The following is a 14753-nucleotide window of genomic DNA, read 5'->3' as shown; positions in this document are numbered from 1 at the left end:
GTCGCTCGACCACGCGGACCGCCCCGCCGCGGCGTTCGTCGTGATGCGCCGACGGGCGAGACCACTGTTCGTCGCAGAAAGGATTCCGCTCCGGTCAGCGGGACGCTGACGATGACCGACCGGTCGCTGTCACACATCGAGGGCGTCCACGACGCCTGCCACCTCGGTGCGAGCAGCACCATCTAATTGCTGGATTGGCAGCGGCAGGCTCGAGCGGCGGGCGAGCCCGAGGTGCTCAGCGACGGCGGCGGTGACCCGGTAGCTGCCGTACCGGAAGAACAGGTCCCACAGCGGGCGCAGGCGCATCGACAGCTGCTCGGTGCCTCCGACGTCCCCGCGCAGCGCCGCTTAGGTCAGGGCCACAGCGAGCTCGGGCAGCGTTCCGCCGATGACGGGGTACCAGGCCTGGCACCCAGCGCTCAGGCCGAGGGCGGCGTGGGCGTCTCCGGAGATGCCGACGGTGACGTGCGCGGGCAGCAGCTCCCGCAGCTGCTCGACCCGTGCGGCGGCGGCCGCGGGGTGCTCGGCGATCCCGGGGATCTTGATGGAGGCGACGCCGGGCAGAGACGCCACGGCCTGGTAGAGGTCGTCGGTGAAGGCGAACCGGGTGGTGCCCGGGTTGTCGTAGACGACCACAGGCACGGACAGCTGGGCGGTGACGTCCTCGAATAAGCCGTAGACGTCCTGACAGGTCAGGGGTTGGTAGGAGACCGGGGCCAGCAGCACCCCGGATGCGCCCGCGGCTTGGGCGTCCTCGGCGTGCTGCAGCACGTGCTGCGTGCGCAGCGCGCCGATCCCGACGATGACGGGAACGTCGTCGGCGTGCTGGACGGTCAGCTGGGCGACGCGGGCCCGTTCAGCGCGGGTGAGGTAGGCGTAGGAGCCGGTCGAGCCCAAGGCGGTGATGGAGTCAGCGCCGGCCGCCGCGCAGCGCTGGACCAGGAGCGCGTAGGCGGCCTCGTCGATGTGCTGTTCATCCACCGGTGTCAGGGGGAAGGCGCTGAGCCCGGTGAACAGAGGCCTGCGGGAGTCGGTGCTGTCGGCCATGATGATCACTCCTTGGTGGTGGACGGCGGGTGGTGGCCGGTGGGGTGCCGGCTGCTGCGGGGAGGGCGCCGGTCGCTGCGGGCACGAGGCGCTGGCGTCGCCCACCGCGCTGGGCGGCGGCACCAGCGCTGACCCCCAGCACGACCCCGGCCACCTAGGTAGCAGGGGGTTGCTGGGCCAGCACGAGCAACCCCAGCAGCACCCCGATCGCCGGCTCCAGGGCCGTCAGCGTCCCGAGAGCCGTCGGCGTCATCGCGGGGCCGCCCGGGTGCGGCAGTGCCGTGGTCAGGAGGCGCCCGAGCGGTTCTCCTGACCTGTTCCAAAGGTGGTGCGGTAGGCGCTGGGTGTCGTGCTCGTCTCGCGGGCGAAGTGCACACGCAGGTTGGCTGCCGTTCCCAATCCGCAGCGCCGGGCGATCTCCTCCATGCTCAGGGTCGTCTCCTCGAGCAGCTGCCGTACCCGCCGGACCCGTTCAGCAGTTAGCCACTGCAGCGGCGGCGCTCCGAGCTCGGCGGTGAACCGACGGGTCAGGGTCCGGGTGGTGGTACCGGCCTGTCGGGCTAGCAGGCGCAGGGTGAGCGGCTGGTCCAGGTGCTCCCGTGCCCAGTCCAGCAGGGGCGCCAGGGAGGCCCCGGGTGCCTGGGGCATGGGTGTGGACACGTACTGGGCCTGACCGCCCGAGCGGTGCGGGGGCACCACGAGCCGGCGTGCCACCTCCGCGGCAGCGGCGGTGCCGTGGTCGGCGCGCAGCAGCTCCAAGCACAGGTCCATTCCGGCGGCGGTTCCTGCGGAGGTCGCGACAGGTCCGTCCACGACGTAGAGCACCCACGGTCGACGCGCACGGCGGGGAAGCGCGAAGCCAGTGCGTCGTCGCCCGTCGTCCGTCCAGCAGGCCCGCTGTGGCCAACGCGAAGGCACCGGTGCACAGCGCCGCCACCCGCGCGCCCCTCTCGACTGCGTCCCGCAGCGCATCGACCAGGGCCGGGGGGAACTCCGCGTCGTAGGAGGGCAGCGCGGGCACGAGCACGGTGTCGGCGGCGCGCAGGTCCTGCAGGTCGGCGTCGGCCCCCAGGAGCATCCGCGCCCCCCCCGGTCATCACCGTACGCTGGTCGATCGCTGCCCGGTCAGCGTCTCGCTGATCATCGCTATTCAGGCGGACACTCACCGCCCGCGCCGACCTTGACGACCGTATGCGCGCGCGGTGCTGGCCGCGCAAGGGCTCGCTGTCACGGGCAACCTGTTGAGCGTGGGAGCTGCGCGGGTGGGCCACCGCGCGGTGCCAAAGACCGACCTGCATGAGGTCATCGCCGCTGTACACAATGACTGCTGAGTCTCCTGGCAAAGGGTCCCGGCGCCGGTGGCGCCGGGACCCTTGTGCGTGGGATGAGCGCTCAGCGGTGGGCGCCGGCCTGGTACTCGGAATCGTTGGCCCGCCCGCTGCCAGTAGCCGCGGTGGCAGTGTCGCGGATGTCGTCGTCGAACCCGTCCTGACGTTCGGTCATGACCGGCTGGTCGCCCTGGGCGATGGAGTGCACCGTCTCCGGCGCGCTGATTTGCGCTCCGAGCTGGCGCAGGATGCCGAGCTCGTCGGTCGCCCCCCACCGCTCCACGATCTTGCCGTCGGCGAAGCGCCCCACCTGCACCCCGCGGGCCTCCACGCGCTTGCCGGTGGCGGGCACCCCCTGGAAGTCACCCTGGTGGGTGCCGCTGAGGCGGTAGGCGATCACGACGTTGTCCTCGTCGGCGACCAGCTGGTCGACCTCGAGGTGGGCATCAGGAAAGGCTGCGGTCAAGGTGCGGAAGAAGCCCTTGGTGCCCTCCACTCCCTCGCCCTGGTCGGGCGCCTTGTCGTGGTCGAGGACGTCGGCGGCGAAGACCTCGTCGATGCGGTCGATCTCACCGGCGTTCAGCAGCTCGCCCAGGTGCTGCTGGGCGGCTGTGTTGGTCTCTCGGGTCGAAGCCATGGCGTGGTCCTCCAGTCGAAGCGGAAGGGTAGGGCGCTGACAGGGGTCAGACGGGTCAGGCGGGTGGACCGAGGGGCTCAGGGGTGCAGCACGACCTTGGTCCAGCCGTCCTCGCGGGCGTCGAAGTGCTGGTAGCCCTCGGCGGCCTGGGCCAGGTCGAGCTCGTGGCTGACGATGAAGCCGGGGGAGGCCTTGCCCTGGGTGATGAGGTCGCGCAGCTGGCGGTTGTACCGCTTCACGTCGGCCTGGCCGGTGCCCATGGTGAGGCCCTTCGTGAAGAAGGCGCCGAAGGGGAACGCCATGCGCCCCTCCTGCATGAGCGGGTCCGGCCCGTTCGGGTCCTGCGGCGGGAAGACGCCCACGACGCCGATGCCGCCGGTCGCGCGCACCACCTGGACGAGGGTGTCCAGGGTGCCGGCCGGGTGCTCCTCGCCGGAGTGGTCGTGCGCCTGCCAGCCCACGGCCTCCACGCCCCGGTCGGTGCCGACGCCGCCGGTGGCCTCCATGATCTGCTCGACCGGGTCGCCCTTGCTGAAGTCGACGGGGGTGGCGCCGGCCTCCTCGGCCAGGGCCAGGCGGTCGGCGTGCTGGTCGACCACGTAGACCTGGTCGGCGCCCTGGATCCGCGCTGACAGCGCCGCCATGATGCCCACCGGACCGGCGCCCATGACCACCACCGACTCACCGGGCTCCAGGCCCGACAGCCGCGTGCCGTGCCAGCCGGTGGGGAAGATGTCCGAGAGCATCGTGTAGTCGAGCTCGTGCTCGGTGCCGCCGGGCAGGCGCAGCGCGTTGAAGTCGGCGAACGGCACGCGCAGGTACTCCGCCTGCCCGCCCTGGTACGGCCCCATGTCGGCGTAGCCGAAGGCGCCGCCGGCCATGCCGGGGTTCACCTCGAGGCAGAAGGCCGTCTTGCCGCGGCCGCAGTTGCGGCAGTGGCCGCAGGCGATGTTGAAGGGCAGGGAGACCCGGTCGCCCTCCTTCAGGCGGGTGACGCCTGAGCCGACCTCGGCGACGACCCCCATGTTCTCGTGACCCAGGGTCTTGCCCTGCTCCACGTCGGTGCGCCCCTCGTACATGTGCAGGTCCGACCCGCAGATGTTCGTGGAGGTGATCTTGACGATGACGTCGGTGGGCGCCTCGATGCGGGCGTCGGGGACGTCCGTGACCTGGACGTCGCGGGGGCCGTTGTAGACGAGTGCCTTCATGGGTCATCCGTACCCCGTCGTGTTCGATGCAACCGCTGTGCTGGTCCGATGACCGCACTCCGCTCAGCTGCCCGCTCGACGACCGCTTACCGAGCTCGCCCTGGCCTGTGCCAGGCGGTCCGTCGCAGGGAGTGCGCAAGTCTCATCCGGCCCGCCCGCTCTTTCGGCCCGGTCAACGTGCCCTCATAGGAACCTTGGTCGACCTGCCAGGCAACGTCGTCCGTCACCGATGCTGCCGTCGCGTTCTCCGTTCGAGACGACCGTCGATATCGCCGTAGGCCTAGACCGCGCTCGGTCCAAGACATCGCGCAGAGCCGATGTCGCATCGCGCGGCGGCGCATCTGGGTACCAGATGCATATCTTGCTCCCCCCTTTCCGGTTCGCTGAGAAGCGCTCGGAGGCCATGACTGGCGTACCTCACGGGCGTGACAGGCGGGCGCCGAGCAGCTCGCAGGCTCGACGAGTGATCGCCGCGCGCGTCAGTGGCAACCCGCGGGCTGCCAGCTCATTGCGAGCCTGCTCGCGCACGAGGTGCTGCATCAGGCCGTCGCCTCCAAGGACCGCCGCTCGCCCCGGTTGCGCCGGCCGCTGAGGCGATTGTGACCTGCCCGAGGGGTCGCCGGGGCCCGGGTGCGGACGACGAGGAGGGGAGGGGGAGGAGGTTCTTTCGGTCAAGGACTCTCTTCCGTGCCGCAGCAGTGCGGCCCCCCGGGCCGCAGATGTGCGGCCACCCCCTAGCGGCGCGCTGCTGTCATGGACGGCCGCGCACCCACCCACAGGCACGACGTCTCCAGTCACGAGCGGCCAGTCGTCCACAGATGCCGAGACCGAGGCGCCGGTCGAGCGCTGCGGTGCGACAACCTGTTCGTGGCCGTCTGCGGGCGTCGGCATCACGACGTAGGCGTTGGCGATCTGCTGTCCGTCCGAGAACCGGTGAGCCACCTGTATCCACCCCGCGTCGACCAGAGCACTGACCGCGCGGTCGACCGTGTCGAGCGAGCGGTGGAGCCGCTCAGCAAGACGCATCCGGGACTGCACATGAGCGCCGTCGACCACAGGGCACCGCAGCAGGAGTCCGTACAGCCGGACGGCGGTGGCTGACAGGTCGGCTTCGAGCAGTTTCTCGGGAACCATCGCGAAGCGCTCAGGGCGGCCGCGGGACTGCGCGGAGCCCGTGAACAGCCCACGACGGCCTGCATCGCGCGGTCGCGGCAGGCGCGCCACGTGGCGGCTCACGGACGGACCAGCCGGACAGGGTGAGACGAGGCCGGACTGGCTGAGACGAGGAGTAACGACGCAAGACGAGGCGACACGAAAAAGAACTCGGCGGACAAGGACGCTCGGGATATCTCACTCGAAGATGTCACGAGAACACCTTGCAAATCAGCGGGGACTTCGTCAAGGTGGGTCATCGCTGATCAGGGGCATGGGCGTCCATGTGCAAAGCACAGAGGGGGCGGTGTGAAGGGTTCTGTTTTCAAGCGCTGTGCCTGTCCTCAAGAATTAGATGCTCGGGGCCGGAAAAAGTCGTGCCGCATTGACCACGGCTCCTGGTGCTTCGTCGCAGACCTCGGCCCCGGAATGGGTTCGGGCGGTCGCTGGCAGCTGCGGCGCCAGGTCAAGCGCGGCGGCTTCGCGACGCGCCGAGAGGCCGAGGCCGCGCTCGCCGCTCTCGTCGACGGGGTGGCCGGAGGAACGGCTACCCACGACACAGGCCTGACGGTCGAGGCCTACCTCCTGCGCTGGCTGGAGGCGAAGGAAGCCAGCGGCTTGCGGCCCACCACCCTGCGCTCCTACCGGCAGCACGTCAGAACCCACCTCATCCCCACCATCGGGCACCTCCGCCTCGGCGAGCTGCGGCACGTCCACGTCGAGGAAGCCCTGGCCCTGGTGATGCGACCAACCGGCTCCGGACGCCCGCCGGCCGGGCCGGCCACCGTGCAGCGCGTGCGCGCCACCCTGCGCTCGGCCCTGGCCAGCGCCAAGCGCAGGCGGCTGGTCGCTTTCAACGCCGCCACTGACCTCGAGCTGCCCAAGGTCACCCGGCCCCGCGTCGTCCCGTGGAACCCGATTGAGCTCGGGGCCTTCCTCGACCACGCCACGCACGACCGTCTTGGCGTGCTGTTCGAGGTGATGGCCGCGACGGGCCTGCGCCGCGGTGAGGCGCTCGGGCTGCGGTGGACCGACCTCGACACCCCGCGTGGCGTCATCACGGTCCGCCAGCAGGTGCTGCAGGTCGAGGACGGGCGGCAGCACCCCTGTCCCTCCTGCGAGCAAGGGCACCGCGGCATCGCCTTCGGCCCTCCCAAGACCGCCAGTGGCGATCACCGCCTGGTCGACCTCGACTCCGCCACCCTCGGCCTACTGCTCGAGCACCGTCTGCGCCAGGACGCCGAGAAGGCGCTGTGGGCCGACGCGTACAACGACCACGGGCTCGTCTTCGCCCGGGAGGACGGCACCCCGGTGCTGCCCAACCACGTCACGACGCGCTTCGCGGAGCTGACCGCGTCAGCCGGCCTTCGCCGCATCCGACTGCACGACCTCCGCCACGGTCAGGCCTCGCTGATGCTCGCCGCGGGCGTGCCGATCGCCGTGGTCTCCAAGCGGCTCGGGCACTCCTCGATCACCCTCACGTCCGACACGTACAGCCACCTGCTGCCTGGCGTCGGGCGCGACGCCGCCGAGCGCGCCGCGGCGCTGGTCCCGCGCCGCCGTGACCAAGATCGTGACCATCGTGTGACCACATCGCCCGTCCCCGGAGGCTCGCGGCAGCCCAGGGGGCGCGAAAGTGCTGGTCAGACGGTGGGCCCCGTGGGGCTCGAACCCACAACCCGCGGATTAAAAGTCCGCTGCTCTGCCAGTTGAGCTAGAGGCCCTGGCCCCTCGATGCTCCCACGGCGAGGCTCCGCAGCACGTCGTCGGCCCGGGGGCCTGTGCAGCCGGGGCGTGCGGCGTGCAGCCTGTGCGGTGGCCGCGGGCAACAGCCGTGGCCGGCGCGCAGCGGGACGTGGTGCCGCTGCGGCCGGGGGACCACGGAGGAGGCCGAGTGATCACAGCAGCGGTGCTGCTGGGCGTCGTGGCGGTGGTGCTGGCGGTGGCGCGCCTGTGCGAGCGCCTGGGCTGGTCGACGCCGCTGGTGCTGGTCGTCGTGGGAGCCGTGCTGGGTGCCGTCCCCGGCGTCCCGGAGCTGCGGCTGGAGCCGGAGCTGGTGCTCACCGGGTTGCTGCCTCCGCTGCTGTACGCGGCCGCGGTGCAGCTGTCGCTGGTCGACCTGCGCCGCGACGTCACCGGCGTCCTGCTGCTGTCGGTGGGCGCCGTGGTGGTCACCACCGCCGCCGTCGGTGCCGCGGTGGCCCTCGTGCTGCCGGCCGTCGGGCTGGCCGCGGCGTTCGCCCTGGGGGCCGTGGTCGCCCCGCCCGACGCGGTCGCCGCCACGGCCGTGGCGCGGCGCATCGGCATGCCGCGCCGGCTGACGCGGCTGCTGGAGGGCGAGAGCCTGGTCAACGACGCCACGGCGCTGGCGCTGCTCGCCGCGGCCAGCGGCGCCCTGGCGGGCAGCGTGAGCACGGGCGGCGTCGCCCTCGACTTCCTCGTGCTCGTGGTGGGGGGCGTGGGCGCCGGCGCCGTCGTCGGCCTGGTGCTGTCGTGGGTGCGCGCGCACCTCGACGACCCGGTCATGGTGACGGTCGTCTCCCTCGTCGCGCCCTTCGCGGCCTACCTCGCCGCCGAGGAGGTGCACGGCTCGGGGGTGCTCGGGGTGGTCACCACCGGGCTGCTGCTGGCCCGCAGCTCGGCGCGCCTGCGCAGCGCCACCACCCGGGTGGTGGAGACGACCACCTGGAAGACCATCGCCTTCCTCCTGGAGAACGGCGTCTTCCTCCTCATCGGGCTGCAGCTGCCGGGCCTGCTGCGCGCCGTGGCCGGCAGCGGCAGGTCGGCGGGCTCGGCCGTCGGCGTGTGCCTGCTGGTCCTCGCGGTCACCGTGGTGGTGCGCGTGCTGCTGCTGCTGGCGGCCGCCGCCGTCTCCCGGGTCGCGCCGCGCCTGGCATCCGGCGGCACGCGCTGGAGCAGCGCCGAGGCGCTCGTGGTCGGGTGGGCGGGCATGCGCGGCGTGGTCACCCTCGCCGCCGCCTTCGCCGTCCCCGCCGCGGCGCCGGAGCTGCCGCTGCTGCAGCTGGCCGCCTTCACCGTGGTGGCCGGCACGCTGCTGGTGCAGGGCCTGACGCTGCCGCTGCTGGTGCGCCGGCTCGGGCTGCGCGGTCCGGACCCCGCCGAGGACGCCCTCGCGGAGGCGGTGCTGCTGGAGGGTGCGGCGCGCGCCGGGCTGGCGCGGCTGGACGAGGTGGTCGCCTCGGGGGAGGGCCCCTCGGCGCCGGTCGCCGAGCAGCTGCGCCGGCGTGCCAGGGGCCGGGTCGACGCGGCGTGGGAGCGGCTGGGCCCGGCCGAGGAGGAGCGCGCGACGCCCTCCGCGGAGTACCGCCGGCTGCGCCTGCTCATGCTCGCCGCCGAGCGCGGGGCCATCCTCGACGCCCGCCGCACCGGCGGCTACGACGACCACGTCCTGCGCGCCGCGCTGGCCCAGCTCGACCTGGAGGAGTCCCTGGTCGACAGGGTCAGCCGCACCACCGAGCACGGCCCGGCGGTGCCGCCGCAGCAGCGGGCCGAGCCGCTGGTGGGCGCCGCCGTGCCGACCCCGGGCTGCGAGCACCTGCGGCGCGCCCCGCGCACGCGCCGCTTCGAGGACACCGCGGTGTGCGGGGACTGCGTGCGCGAGGGCACCTCCTGGGTGCACCTGCGGGGCTGCCTGGAGTGCGGCGCGGTCTCGTGCTGCGACTCCTCGCCGCAGCAGCACGCGCAGTCCCACTGGCAGCGGACCGGGCACCCCGTGATGCGCAGCGTGGAGGCCGGCGAGGCCTGGCGCTGGTGCTACGCCGACGAGCTGGCGGACTAGCGTCTGCGGTGTGACCACGCCCTGGAGCGCAGCGCAGATCCCCGACCAGAGCGGACGCACGGTGGTGATCACCGGCGCCAGCAGCGGTCTGGGGGTGGAGACGGCCCGCGAGCTCGCCGCCCGCGGCGCCAGGGTGGTGCTGGCGGTGCGCGACACCGCCAAGGGCGAGCGGGTGGCCGCGGGCCTGCCGGGCACCACCGAGGTGCGCCGCCTCGACCTGGCCGACCTCGCCAGCACCGCCGACTTCGCGCAGGAGTGGGGCCAGCAGGACGAGGCGCAGCGCCGCATCGACGTCCTCGTGGCCAACGCCGGGATCATGCTGGTGCCGTTCTCGCGCACCGCTGACGGCTTCGAGAGCCAGGTGGGCACCAACCACCTCGGCCACCACGCGCTCGTGTGCCGGCTCCTGCCGCACCTGGCGCCGGACGGTCGCGTCGTCGTCCTGAGCTCCCTGGTGCACAAGGCCGGGAGGGTGGACCTGGACGACCTCAACTGGGAGCGCCGCCCCTACCGCGCCCAGGCGGCCTACGCGCAGAGCAAGCTGGCCAACCTGCTGTTCGCGCTGGAGCTGCAGCGCCGGCTCACCGCCACCGGGTCGCTGCAGCGCGTGCTCGCCGCCCACCCCGGCTGGGCCGCCACGAACCTGCAGGGCCGCAGCGGCAACCCCCTGGGCGACCGGCTCGCCGGGGTGGGCAACCGCCTGTTCGCCCAGAGCGCCGCCGCGGGCGCGCTGCCGACCCTGCTGGCGGCCACCGCGGACCTGCCGGGAGGCTCCTTCACCGGCCCGTCGGGCCCGGGCGAGGTGCGCGGCGCCCCGCGGCTGGTCGGTCGCACCGCGCTCGCCAGCGACCTGGACCTCGCGGCCGACCTGTGGGCCCTGAGCGCGCGCCTGACGGGGGTCGACGCGCTGGAGCGCGCAGCAGCCCGGTGACCCGCGCTGCTCGGCGGTGCGGTGCTCGGCGGTGCGCCGCCCGGCGCGCTCAGGCCGCGACGGCGTCGATGGCGAAGGTGCCCTCGGAGTCCTTCCAGTTGACGGTGAAGTCCATGTCAGCGCCGTCGACCACGCCGTGGCAGGCGGTGGTCTCCCCCTCCTCGACGGTGGGCGTGTCCTCGCAGCTGATGCCGTCGAAGGTCGACTCGGGGTACTGCGCCTGCAGGGTGCTGGTGACGTCGGTGGCCAGGTCCGAGCCGGCGTAGTCAGGGGTGCCGACGCTGGCGCTGAACGAGCAGGCGCCCAGCAGGGCGGTGGCCCCCAGGGCGGCGGCGGTGGTGACCAGGGCGCGGCGGGTGGCGGTGCGGGACATGACGGGTCCTCCGGGTCTGCGGTGGGCCGTTCCGGTGGGCGGTCGCCCCCGGGTGGTGACCAGAGGCTGTCCCCACCGGCTTGCACCCGGCTTGCGAGCCACCTGCAGCCGTCCGCGACCTCCGCCGGCCAGCGCCGCGGTCCCCGGCGGCGGTCCCCGGCGGCGGTCCCCGGCGGCGGTCCCCGGCGGCGGTCCCCGGCGGCGGTCCCCGGCGGCCTCCTCAGCGCGCCGACCAGCCGCCGTCCATGAGCACCGACGTGCCGGTCATGGAGGCCGCCTCGGGCCGGCACAGCCACGCCACGGTCGCCCCGACCTCCTCCGGCTCCAGCAGCCTCTTGACCGCCGCCATGTGCAGCAGCACGTCCTCGACCACCCGGTCCTCCGGCACCCCGGTCTCACGGGCCTGGGCGGCGATCTGCGCCTCCACCAGCGGCGTCCTCACGAAGCCGGGGCACACCACCACCGAGGTGACGCCGCGGTCGCCGCCCTCCAGCGCGATGGTCTTGGACAGGCCCTCCAGCCCGTGCTTGGCCGCCACGTACGCCGCCTTGAACGGCGAGGCGCGGTGGCCGTGCACCGAGCCGATGTGCACGAGCCGTCCCCGTCCGCGCGAGTACATGCCGGGCAGGACAGCCCGGGCCAGGAGGAACGGCGCCTCCAGCATCAGCCGGAGCATGAGCGAGAGCTGCTCGGGCGGGAAGTCCTCCACCCGCGCCACGTGCTGGACGCCGGCGTTGTTGACCAGCACGTCGCAGTCCAGCTCGGCGCGCTCCAGCACGCCCGGGAGCGCCGCGGTGTCGGAGAGGTCGACGACGACGGCCCGCCCGCCCAGCTCCTCCGCGAGCGCGCGCAGGGCCTCCTCGGCCCTGTCGAGCAGGACGACGGACGCGCCCGCGGCGGCCAGGGACCGGGCGCAGGCCGCACCGATGCCGCTGGCGGCGCCGGTGACCACGGCGCGCTGGCCCTCCAGGTGCCGCTCGGCGCCAGCGGCGGCGTCAGGCACGGTCGCTGGCCCGCAGGTGCTCGTGGAGCGCGGCGGCGAAGTCCTCCGGCCGCTCCACGTGCGGGCTGTGGCCGGCGTCCAGCACCACCTCGCGGTAGGAGCCGCCGCTGGCGGCGTAGGCGTCCAGCACCGCGCGGGTCTGGCTGACCATGGGCTGGACCGGGTAGGCGTCCGCCCCGGGCCAGCCGGGCACCACACCGGCTCCCCCGAGGACGGCGAGGTCGAGCGCGGCGGCGTCGCTGACGATCGCGTCGTGCTCCCCGCGGACCCACAGCACCGGGGGGCGGCGGCCGTCGTCGTCGGCCAGCGAGGACAGGCCCGAGACGTCGAAGTGCCGGGGGGCCAGGGTGTTGAGCACCCCGCGCGCGCCGGGGCCGGTGCCGGGCCAGCTGCCGGCGGGGGCGGCGTCGCCGGGGTAGTGGTCGGGGCCGGTGCGCGTGGAGAGCAGCGCGGTGAGCAGCGCCTCCTCGTCGGGGCTGCGGAAGCCGTGGGCGAAGTAGAGGCCGTTCATGACGTTGCGCGGTGAGCTGGGGTCCTCCGCGCCGCGCTCTCCGGCGGCCAGCAGCTCCACGAGCCGGGGGTTGGCCAGGCCCGCGCCGGCTCCGGGGTCGTCCTCCCCCAGCCGGGAGCCGTCAGCGCGGGTGGCGCCGTAGCCGTAGGGGGAGACCGGGTCGACGAGCACGAGGGAGGCGACGGCGCCCGGCCTGTCGAGCGCGGCCTGGGCCACCACACCGCCGCCCAGGCTCCAGCCGAGCAGGTGGGCGCGCCCGACGCCCAGGGCGTCCAGGAGGGACAGCACGTCGTCGCTGTAGTCGCGCACGCCGCGCGTGGCGTCGACGGGCTCGGGGTCGGTGCCGCCGAACCCCCGCAGGTCGGGCGCGAGCCCGCGCCACCCCTCGGGCAGGGCCTCGAGCTGGCGGCGGAAGAACTCCGAGCTGGAGAGGTTGCCGTGCACGAGCACCACCACGCGGTCGACCTGGTCGGCGGGGCCGGTGTCCAGGCCGCGCACCCGCAGCCGGGAGGTGGTGGCGTCGAGCGGGTGCACGGCGCGCGGGGAGCTGGTCATCGGACCTCCTGGTGGGCGGGCGCGGCGGCGTGCTGGTCGGTGGAGCCGGTGTGGTCGGGGTGGTCGGTGAGGGTGGACAGCACGGCGGCGGCGACGGCGCCGGCGGCCGCGTCGGCGAAGAGCACCGAGTAGTGGTTGGTGCCCGCCACCTCGGTGACGCGCAGGCCCGGCAGCCGCTCGCGCCAGCGGGCCAGGAGGCCGGCGGAGTACAGGGGGGCGCCGTCGTCGAGGCCGCGGGGGCACGTCAGCAGCGGTGCACCGCGGGCGGCGAGGCGCTCCAGCCCGGGGACGACGAGGTCGGGCTCGTACAGGTCGGCCATGTCCTGAGTGACGGCGTCACTCACGACCGGCACCCGCCAGCCGCCGCCGTCGACCTCGACGAGGTCCCGGGCCGCGTAGGCGTCGACGACGTCCACCGGCACCCTCTGCAGCGCGGGGTGGGCCGCCCACAGCGCGCGGTGCTCGGCGGGGTCGGCGAAGGTCCGCTGGAGCCGGGCGAGCGCCGGGCCGAGCGCTGCGGACGCCGCTGCCGCGGGGCTGCTGCCCGCCGGGGCCTCCAGCGGCAGCGCCCCGTCGACCAGGACGGTCCCGGCCAGCCGGTCCAGCAGGCCGGGGTGGCGCGTCGCCAGCGCGGCGAGGGTGAAGGCGCCCATGGAGTGCCCCACCAGCGCGGCGCGGCGGCCGCCGGCGGCGTCCAGCAGCGCGGCGACCTCGGCGGCGAGGTCGTCGGCGTGGCGCGCCAGGCCCCAGGGACCGGGCAGGTGGCGGCTCGCGCCGCGGCCGCGCAGCTCGGGGGCGACGACGGCGGACACGGCCGCGGCGCCCGGGGCGGCGAGGAGCCGCGGCGCCACCGCCGTCCACGCCGCGGCGCTGGCGGTGATGCCGTGCACGGCCACCACGAGGCCGCCGCCCCCGCCGTCGTCGTCGTCGGCCCAGGACAGGCCGCCCAGGGCGAGGCCCTGCCAGGGGCGGGGGGTGCGCGCACCGGTGAGCACGGGCGCAGTCTGGCGCGCCCGGTGCGCCTGGCGGCACCCCCCTCGCGCGACCGGGTGCCCGGCGCGGTACGCGGGGGCGCCGGCCGGACGGCCTCTGCAACGATGAAAGGCATGCCGCACACCGCCGCCGACGACCGCTACGAGACGATGACCTACCGCCGCTGCGGGCGCAGCGGCCTCGACCTGCCGCTGGTCAGCCTGGGGTTCTGGCACAACTTCGGCGACGACAGGTCGCTGGAGGGCCAGCGGGCCATCGTGCGGCGCGCCTTCGACCTCGGCGTGACCCACATGGACCTCGCCAACAACTACGGGCCCCCCTACGGCTCGGCGGAGAAGAACTTCGGCGAGCTCATGAGGACCGACCTCAGGCCCTACCGCGACGAGCTGGTCATCTCCACCAAGGCCGGCTGGGACATGTGGCCGGGCCCCTACGGCGACCACGGCTCGCGCAAGTACCTGCGCGCCAGCCTGGACGCCTCCCTGGAGCGCATGGGCCTGGACTACGTCGACATCTACTACCACCACCGGCCCGACCCCGAGACGCCGCTGGAGGAGACCATGACGGCGCTCGCGGACGCCGTCCGCGCCGGCAAGGCCCTCTACGTGGGCATCTCCAGCTACGGGCCCGAGCGCACCGCGCAGGCGGCGGCGCTGCTTCGCGAGCTCGGCACGCCGCTGCTCATCCACCAGCCCTCCTACTCGATGCTCAACCGCTGGGTGGAGTCCGAGCTGCTCGACGTGCTCGAGCGCGAGGGCGTCGGCTGCATCCCCTTCACCGTGCTCGCCCAGGGGCTGCTCACCGACAAGTACCTCGGCGGGGTGCCCGAGGGCTCGCGCGCCTCGCGCGGGTCCTCCCTCGGCATGGACATGCTCAGCGAGGAGAACCTCGCCCGCGTGCGGGCGCTCCACGAGATCGCCGCCGGGCGCGGGCAGACGCTCGCGCAGATGGCGCTCTCGTGGGTGCTGCGCGACCGGCGCATCACCACGGCGCTGTTCGGCGCCTCCAGCGTGCAGCAGGTCGAGGACAACGTCGCGGCCGCGGCCAAGGTCGAGTTCAGCGACGACGAGCTGGCCGCCATCGACGAGCACGCCGTGGAGTCCGGAGTCGACCTGTGGGCCGGCGCCCGCGAGGCCGGCGACTGACCCCTCCTCCCGTGGGGGGGGGGGGGGGGGGGGGGGGCGCCGGGGGGCGGGCGGCGCCGGGGGGGGCCCGG

At 74.2% G+C, this 14753-nt stretch carries 11 protein-coding genes, 1 tRNA gene and 3 pseudogenes; 4 read left to right on the top strand and 11 right to left on the bottom strand.

Features of this window, described 5'->3' with window-relative positions:
* Positions 1–129 precede the first annotated feature (129 nt).
* From ACUN9U_RS15080 to ACUN9U_RS15060, 5 genes and pseudogenes are all read right to left on the bottom strand, one after another.
* Positions 130–1017, bottom strand: a pseudogene (locus tag ACUN9U_RS15080) (dihydrodipicolinate synthase family protein).
* Between the two features lie 315 nt (positions 1018–1332).
* Positions 1333–1818: a helix-turn-helix domain-containing protein gene (locus ACUN9U_RS15075; RefSeq protein WP_445485826.1), complete on the bottom strand. Its 486-nt coding sequence runs from the start codon at positions 1816–1818 to the stop codon at positions 1333–1335.
* Between the two features lie 97 nt (positions 1819–1915).
* Positions 1916–2125, bottom strand: a pseudogene (locus ACUN9U_RS15070) (DJ-1/PfpI family protein); the annotation flags it as partial.
* A gap of 314 nt (positions 2126–2439) precedes the next feature.
* Positions 2440–3012 (bottom strand): ester cyclase, encoded by a 573-nt coding sequence (locus ACUN9U_RS15065; protein ID WP_445485825.1) that lies wholly within the window; start codon positions 3010–3012, stop codon positions 2440–2442.
* 77 nt (positions 3013–3089) lie between these two features.
* Positions 3090–4220 (bottom strand): glutathione-independent formaldehyde dehydrogenase, encoded by a 1131-nt coding sequence (locus ACUN9U_RS15060; protein ID WP_445485824.1) that lies wholly within the window; start codon positions 4218–4220, stop codon positions 3090–3092.
* Positions 4221–5801: 1581 nt separating this feature from the next.
* Here ACUN9U_RS15060 and ACUN9U_RS15055 point away from each other — a divergent pair.
* Positions 5802–6815, top strand: a pseudogene (locus ACUN9U_RS15055) (tyrosine-type recombinase/integrase); the annotation flags it as partial.
* On the opposite strand, the gene ACUN9U_RS15050 reads toward ACUN9U_RS15055, so the two are convergent.
* Together ACUN9U_RS15050 and ACUN9U_RS15045 are read right to left on the bottom strand one after the other, a co-directional pair.
* Positions 6729–6953 carry a hypothetical protein gene (locus ACUN9U_RS15050; RefSeq protein WP_445485823.1) on the bottom strand — a complete coding sequence of 75 codons (225 nt, stop codon included), beginning with the start codon at positions 6951–6953 and terminating at the stop codon, positions 6729–6731. The pseudogene ACUN9U_RS15055 and the gene ACUN9U_RS15050 overlap by 87 nt on opposite strands.
* Positions 6954–7023: 70 nt before the next feature.
* Positions 7024–7096: transfer RNA gene (locus tag ACUN9U_RS15045), tRNA-Lys, on the bottom strand.
* 170 nt (positions 7097–7266) lie between these two features.
* Between ACUN9U_RS15045 and ACUN9U_RS15040 the strand changes: the two genes are divergently transcribed.
* Positions 7267–9171 (top strand): Na+/H+ antiporter, encoded by a 1905-nt coding sequence (locus tag ACUN9U_RS15040; RefSeq protein WP_445485822.1) that lies wholly within the window; start codon positions 7267–7269, stop codon positions 9169–9171.
* Between the two features lie 10 nt (positions 9172–9181).
* Positions 9182–10102: an oxidoreductase gene (locus ACUN9U_RS15035; protein WP_445485821.1), complete on the top strand. Its 921-nt coding sequence runs from the start codon at positions 9182–9184 to the stop codon at positions 10100–10102.
* A gap of 49 nt (positions 10103–10151) precedes the next feature.
* On the opposite strand, the gene ACUN9U_RS15030 is transcribed toward ACUN9U_RS15035, so the two are convergent.
* The 4 genes from ACUN9U_RS15030 to ACUN9U_RS15015 all read right to left on the bottom strand — a co-directional run bounded on the left by ACUN9U_RS15030 (position 10152) and on the right by ACUN9U_RS15015 (position 13539).
* The gene (locus tag ACUN9U_RS15030) at positions 10152–10475 is read right to left on the bottom strand and encodes a DUF4333 domain-containing protein (RefSeq protein ID WP_445485820.1); all 324 of its coding nucleotides are present in this window, start codon (positions 10473–10475) and stop codon (positions 10152–10154) included.
* 220 nt (positions 10476–10695) lie between these two features.
* On the bottom strand, positions 10696–11478 hold the full coding sequence (locus ACUN9U_RS15025) for a 3-hydroxybutyrate dehydrogenase (RefSeq protein WP_445485819.1): 783 nt from the start codon (positions 11476–11478) through the stop codon (positions 10696–10698).
* On the bottom strand, positions 11471–12544 hold the full coding sequence (locus tag ACUN9U_RS15020; RefSeq protein ID WP_445485818.1) for an alpha/beta fold hydrolase: 1074 nt from the start codon (positions 12542–12544) through the stop codon (positions 11471–11473). Before ACUN9U_RS15020 ends, ACUN9U_RS15025 begins: the two co-directional genes overlap by 8 nt.
* Positions 12541–13539 (bottom strand): alpha/beta fold hydrolase, encoded by a 999-nt coding sequence (locus ACUN9U_RS15015; protein WP_445485817.1) that lies wholly within the window; start codon positions 13537–13539, stop codon positions 12541–12543. Before ACUN9U_RS15015 ends, ACUN9U_RS15020 begins: the two co-directional genes overlap by 4 nt.
* A 111-nt stretch (positions 13540–13650) precedes the next feature.
* Here ACUN9U_RS15015 and mgrA point away from each other — a divergent pair, with 111 nt between their 5' ends.
* Positions 13651–14682, top strand: coding sequence for an L-glyceraldehyde 3-phosphate reductase (mgrA, locus tag ACUN9U_RS15010; RefSeq protein ID WP_445485816.1), 1032 nt, complete (start codon positions 13651–13653; stop codon positions 14680–14682).
* Positions 14683–14753: the final 71 nt, after the last annotated feature.

This window comes from Quadrisphaera sp. KR29 (assembly GCF_052644995.1).
Note: the sequence above shows the minus strand (reverse complement) of the source record. Positions and strands in the feature narration are given on the sequence as shown.

Coding starts and splice junctions, on each gene's coding strand:
- ACUN9U_RS15075 (WP_445485826.1), bottom strand. CDS start 1,818: ATGGACCTGTGCTTGGAGCTGCTGCGCGCCGACCACGGCACCGCCGCT.
- ACUN9U_RS15050 (WP_445485823.1), bottom strand. CDS start 6,953: ATGGTCACGATCTTGGTCACGGCGGCGCGGGACCAGCGCCGCGGCGCG.
- ACUN9U_RS15065 (WP_445485825.1), bottom strand. CDS start 3,012: ATGGCTTCGACCCGAGAGACCAACACAGCCGCCCAGCAGCACCTGGGC.
- ACUN9U_RS15060 (WP_445485824.1), bottom strand. CDS start 4,220: ATGAAGGCACTCGTCTACAACGGCCCCCGCGACGTCCAGGTCACGGAC.
- ACUN9U_RS15020 (WP_445485818.1), bottom strand. CDS start 12,544: ATGACCAGCTCCCCGCGCGCCGTGCACCCGCTCGACGCCACCACCTCC.
- mgrA (WP_445485816.1), top strand. CDS start 13,651: ATGCCGCACACCGCCGCCGACGACCGCTACGAGACGATGACCTACCGC.
- ACUN9U_RS15030 (WP_445485820.1), bottom strand. CDS start 10,475: ATGTCCCGCACCGCCACCCGCCGCGCCCTGGTCACCACCGCCGCCGCC.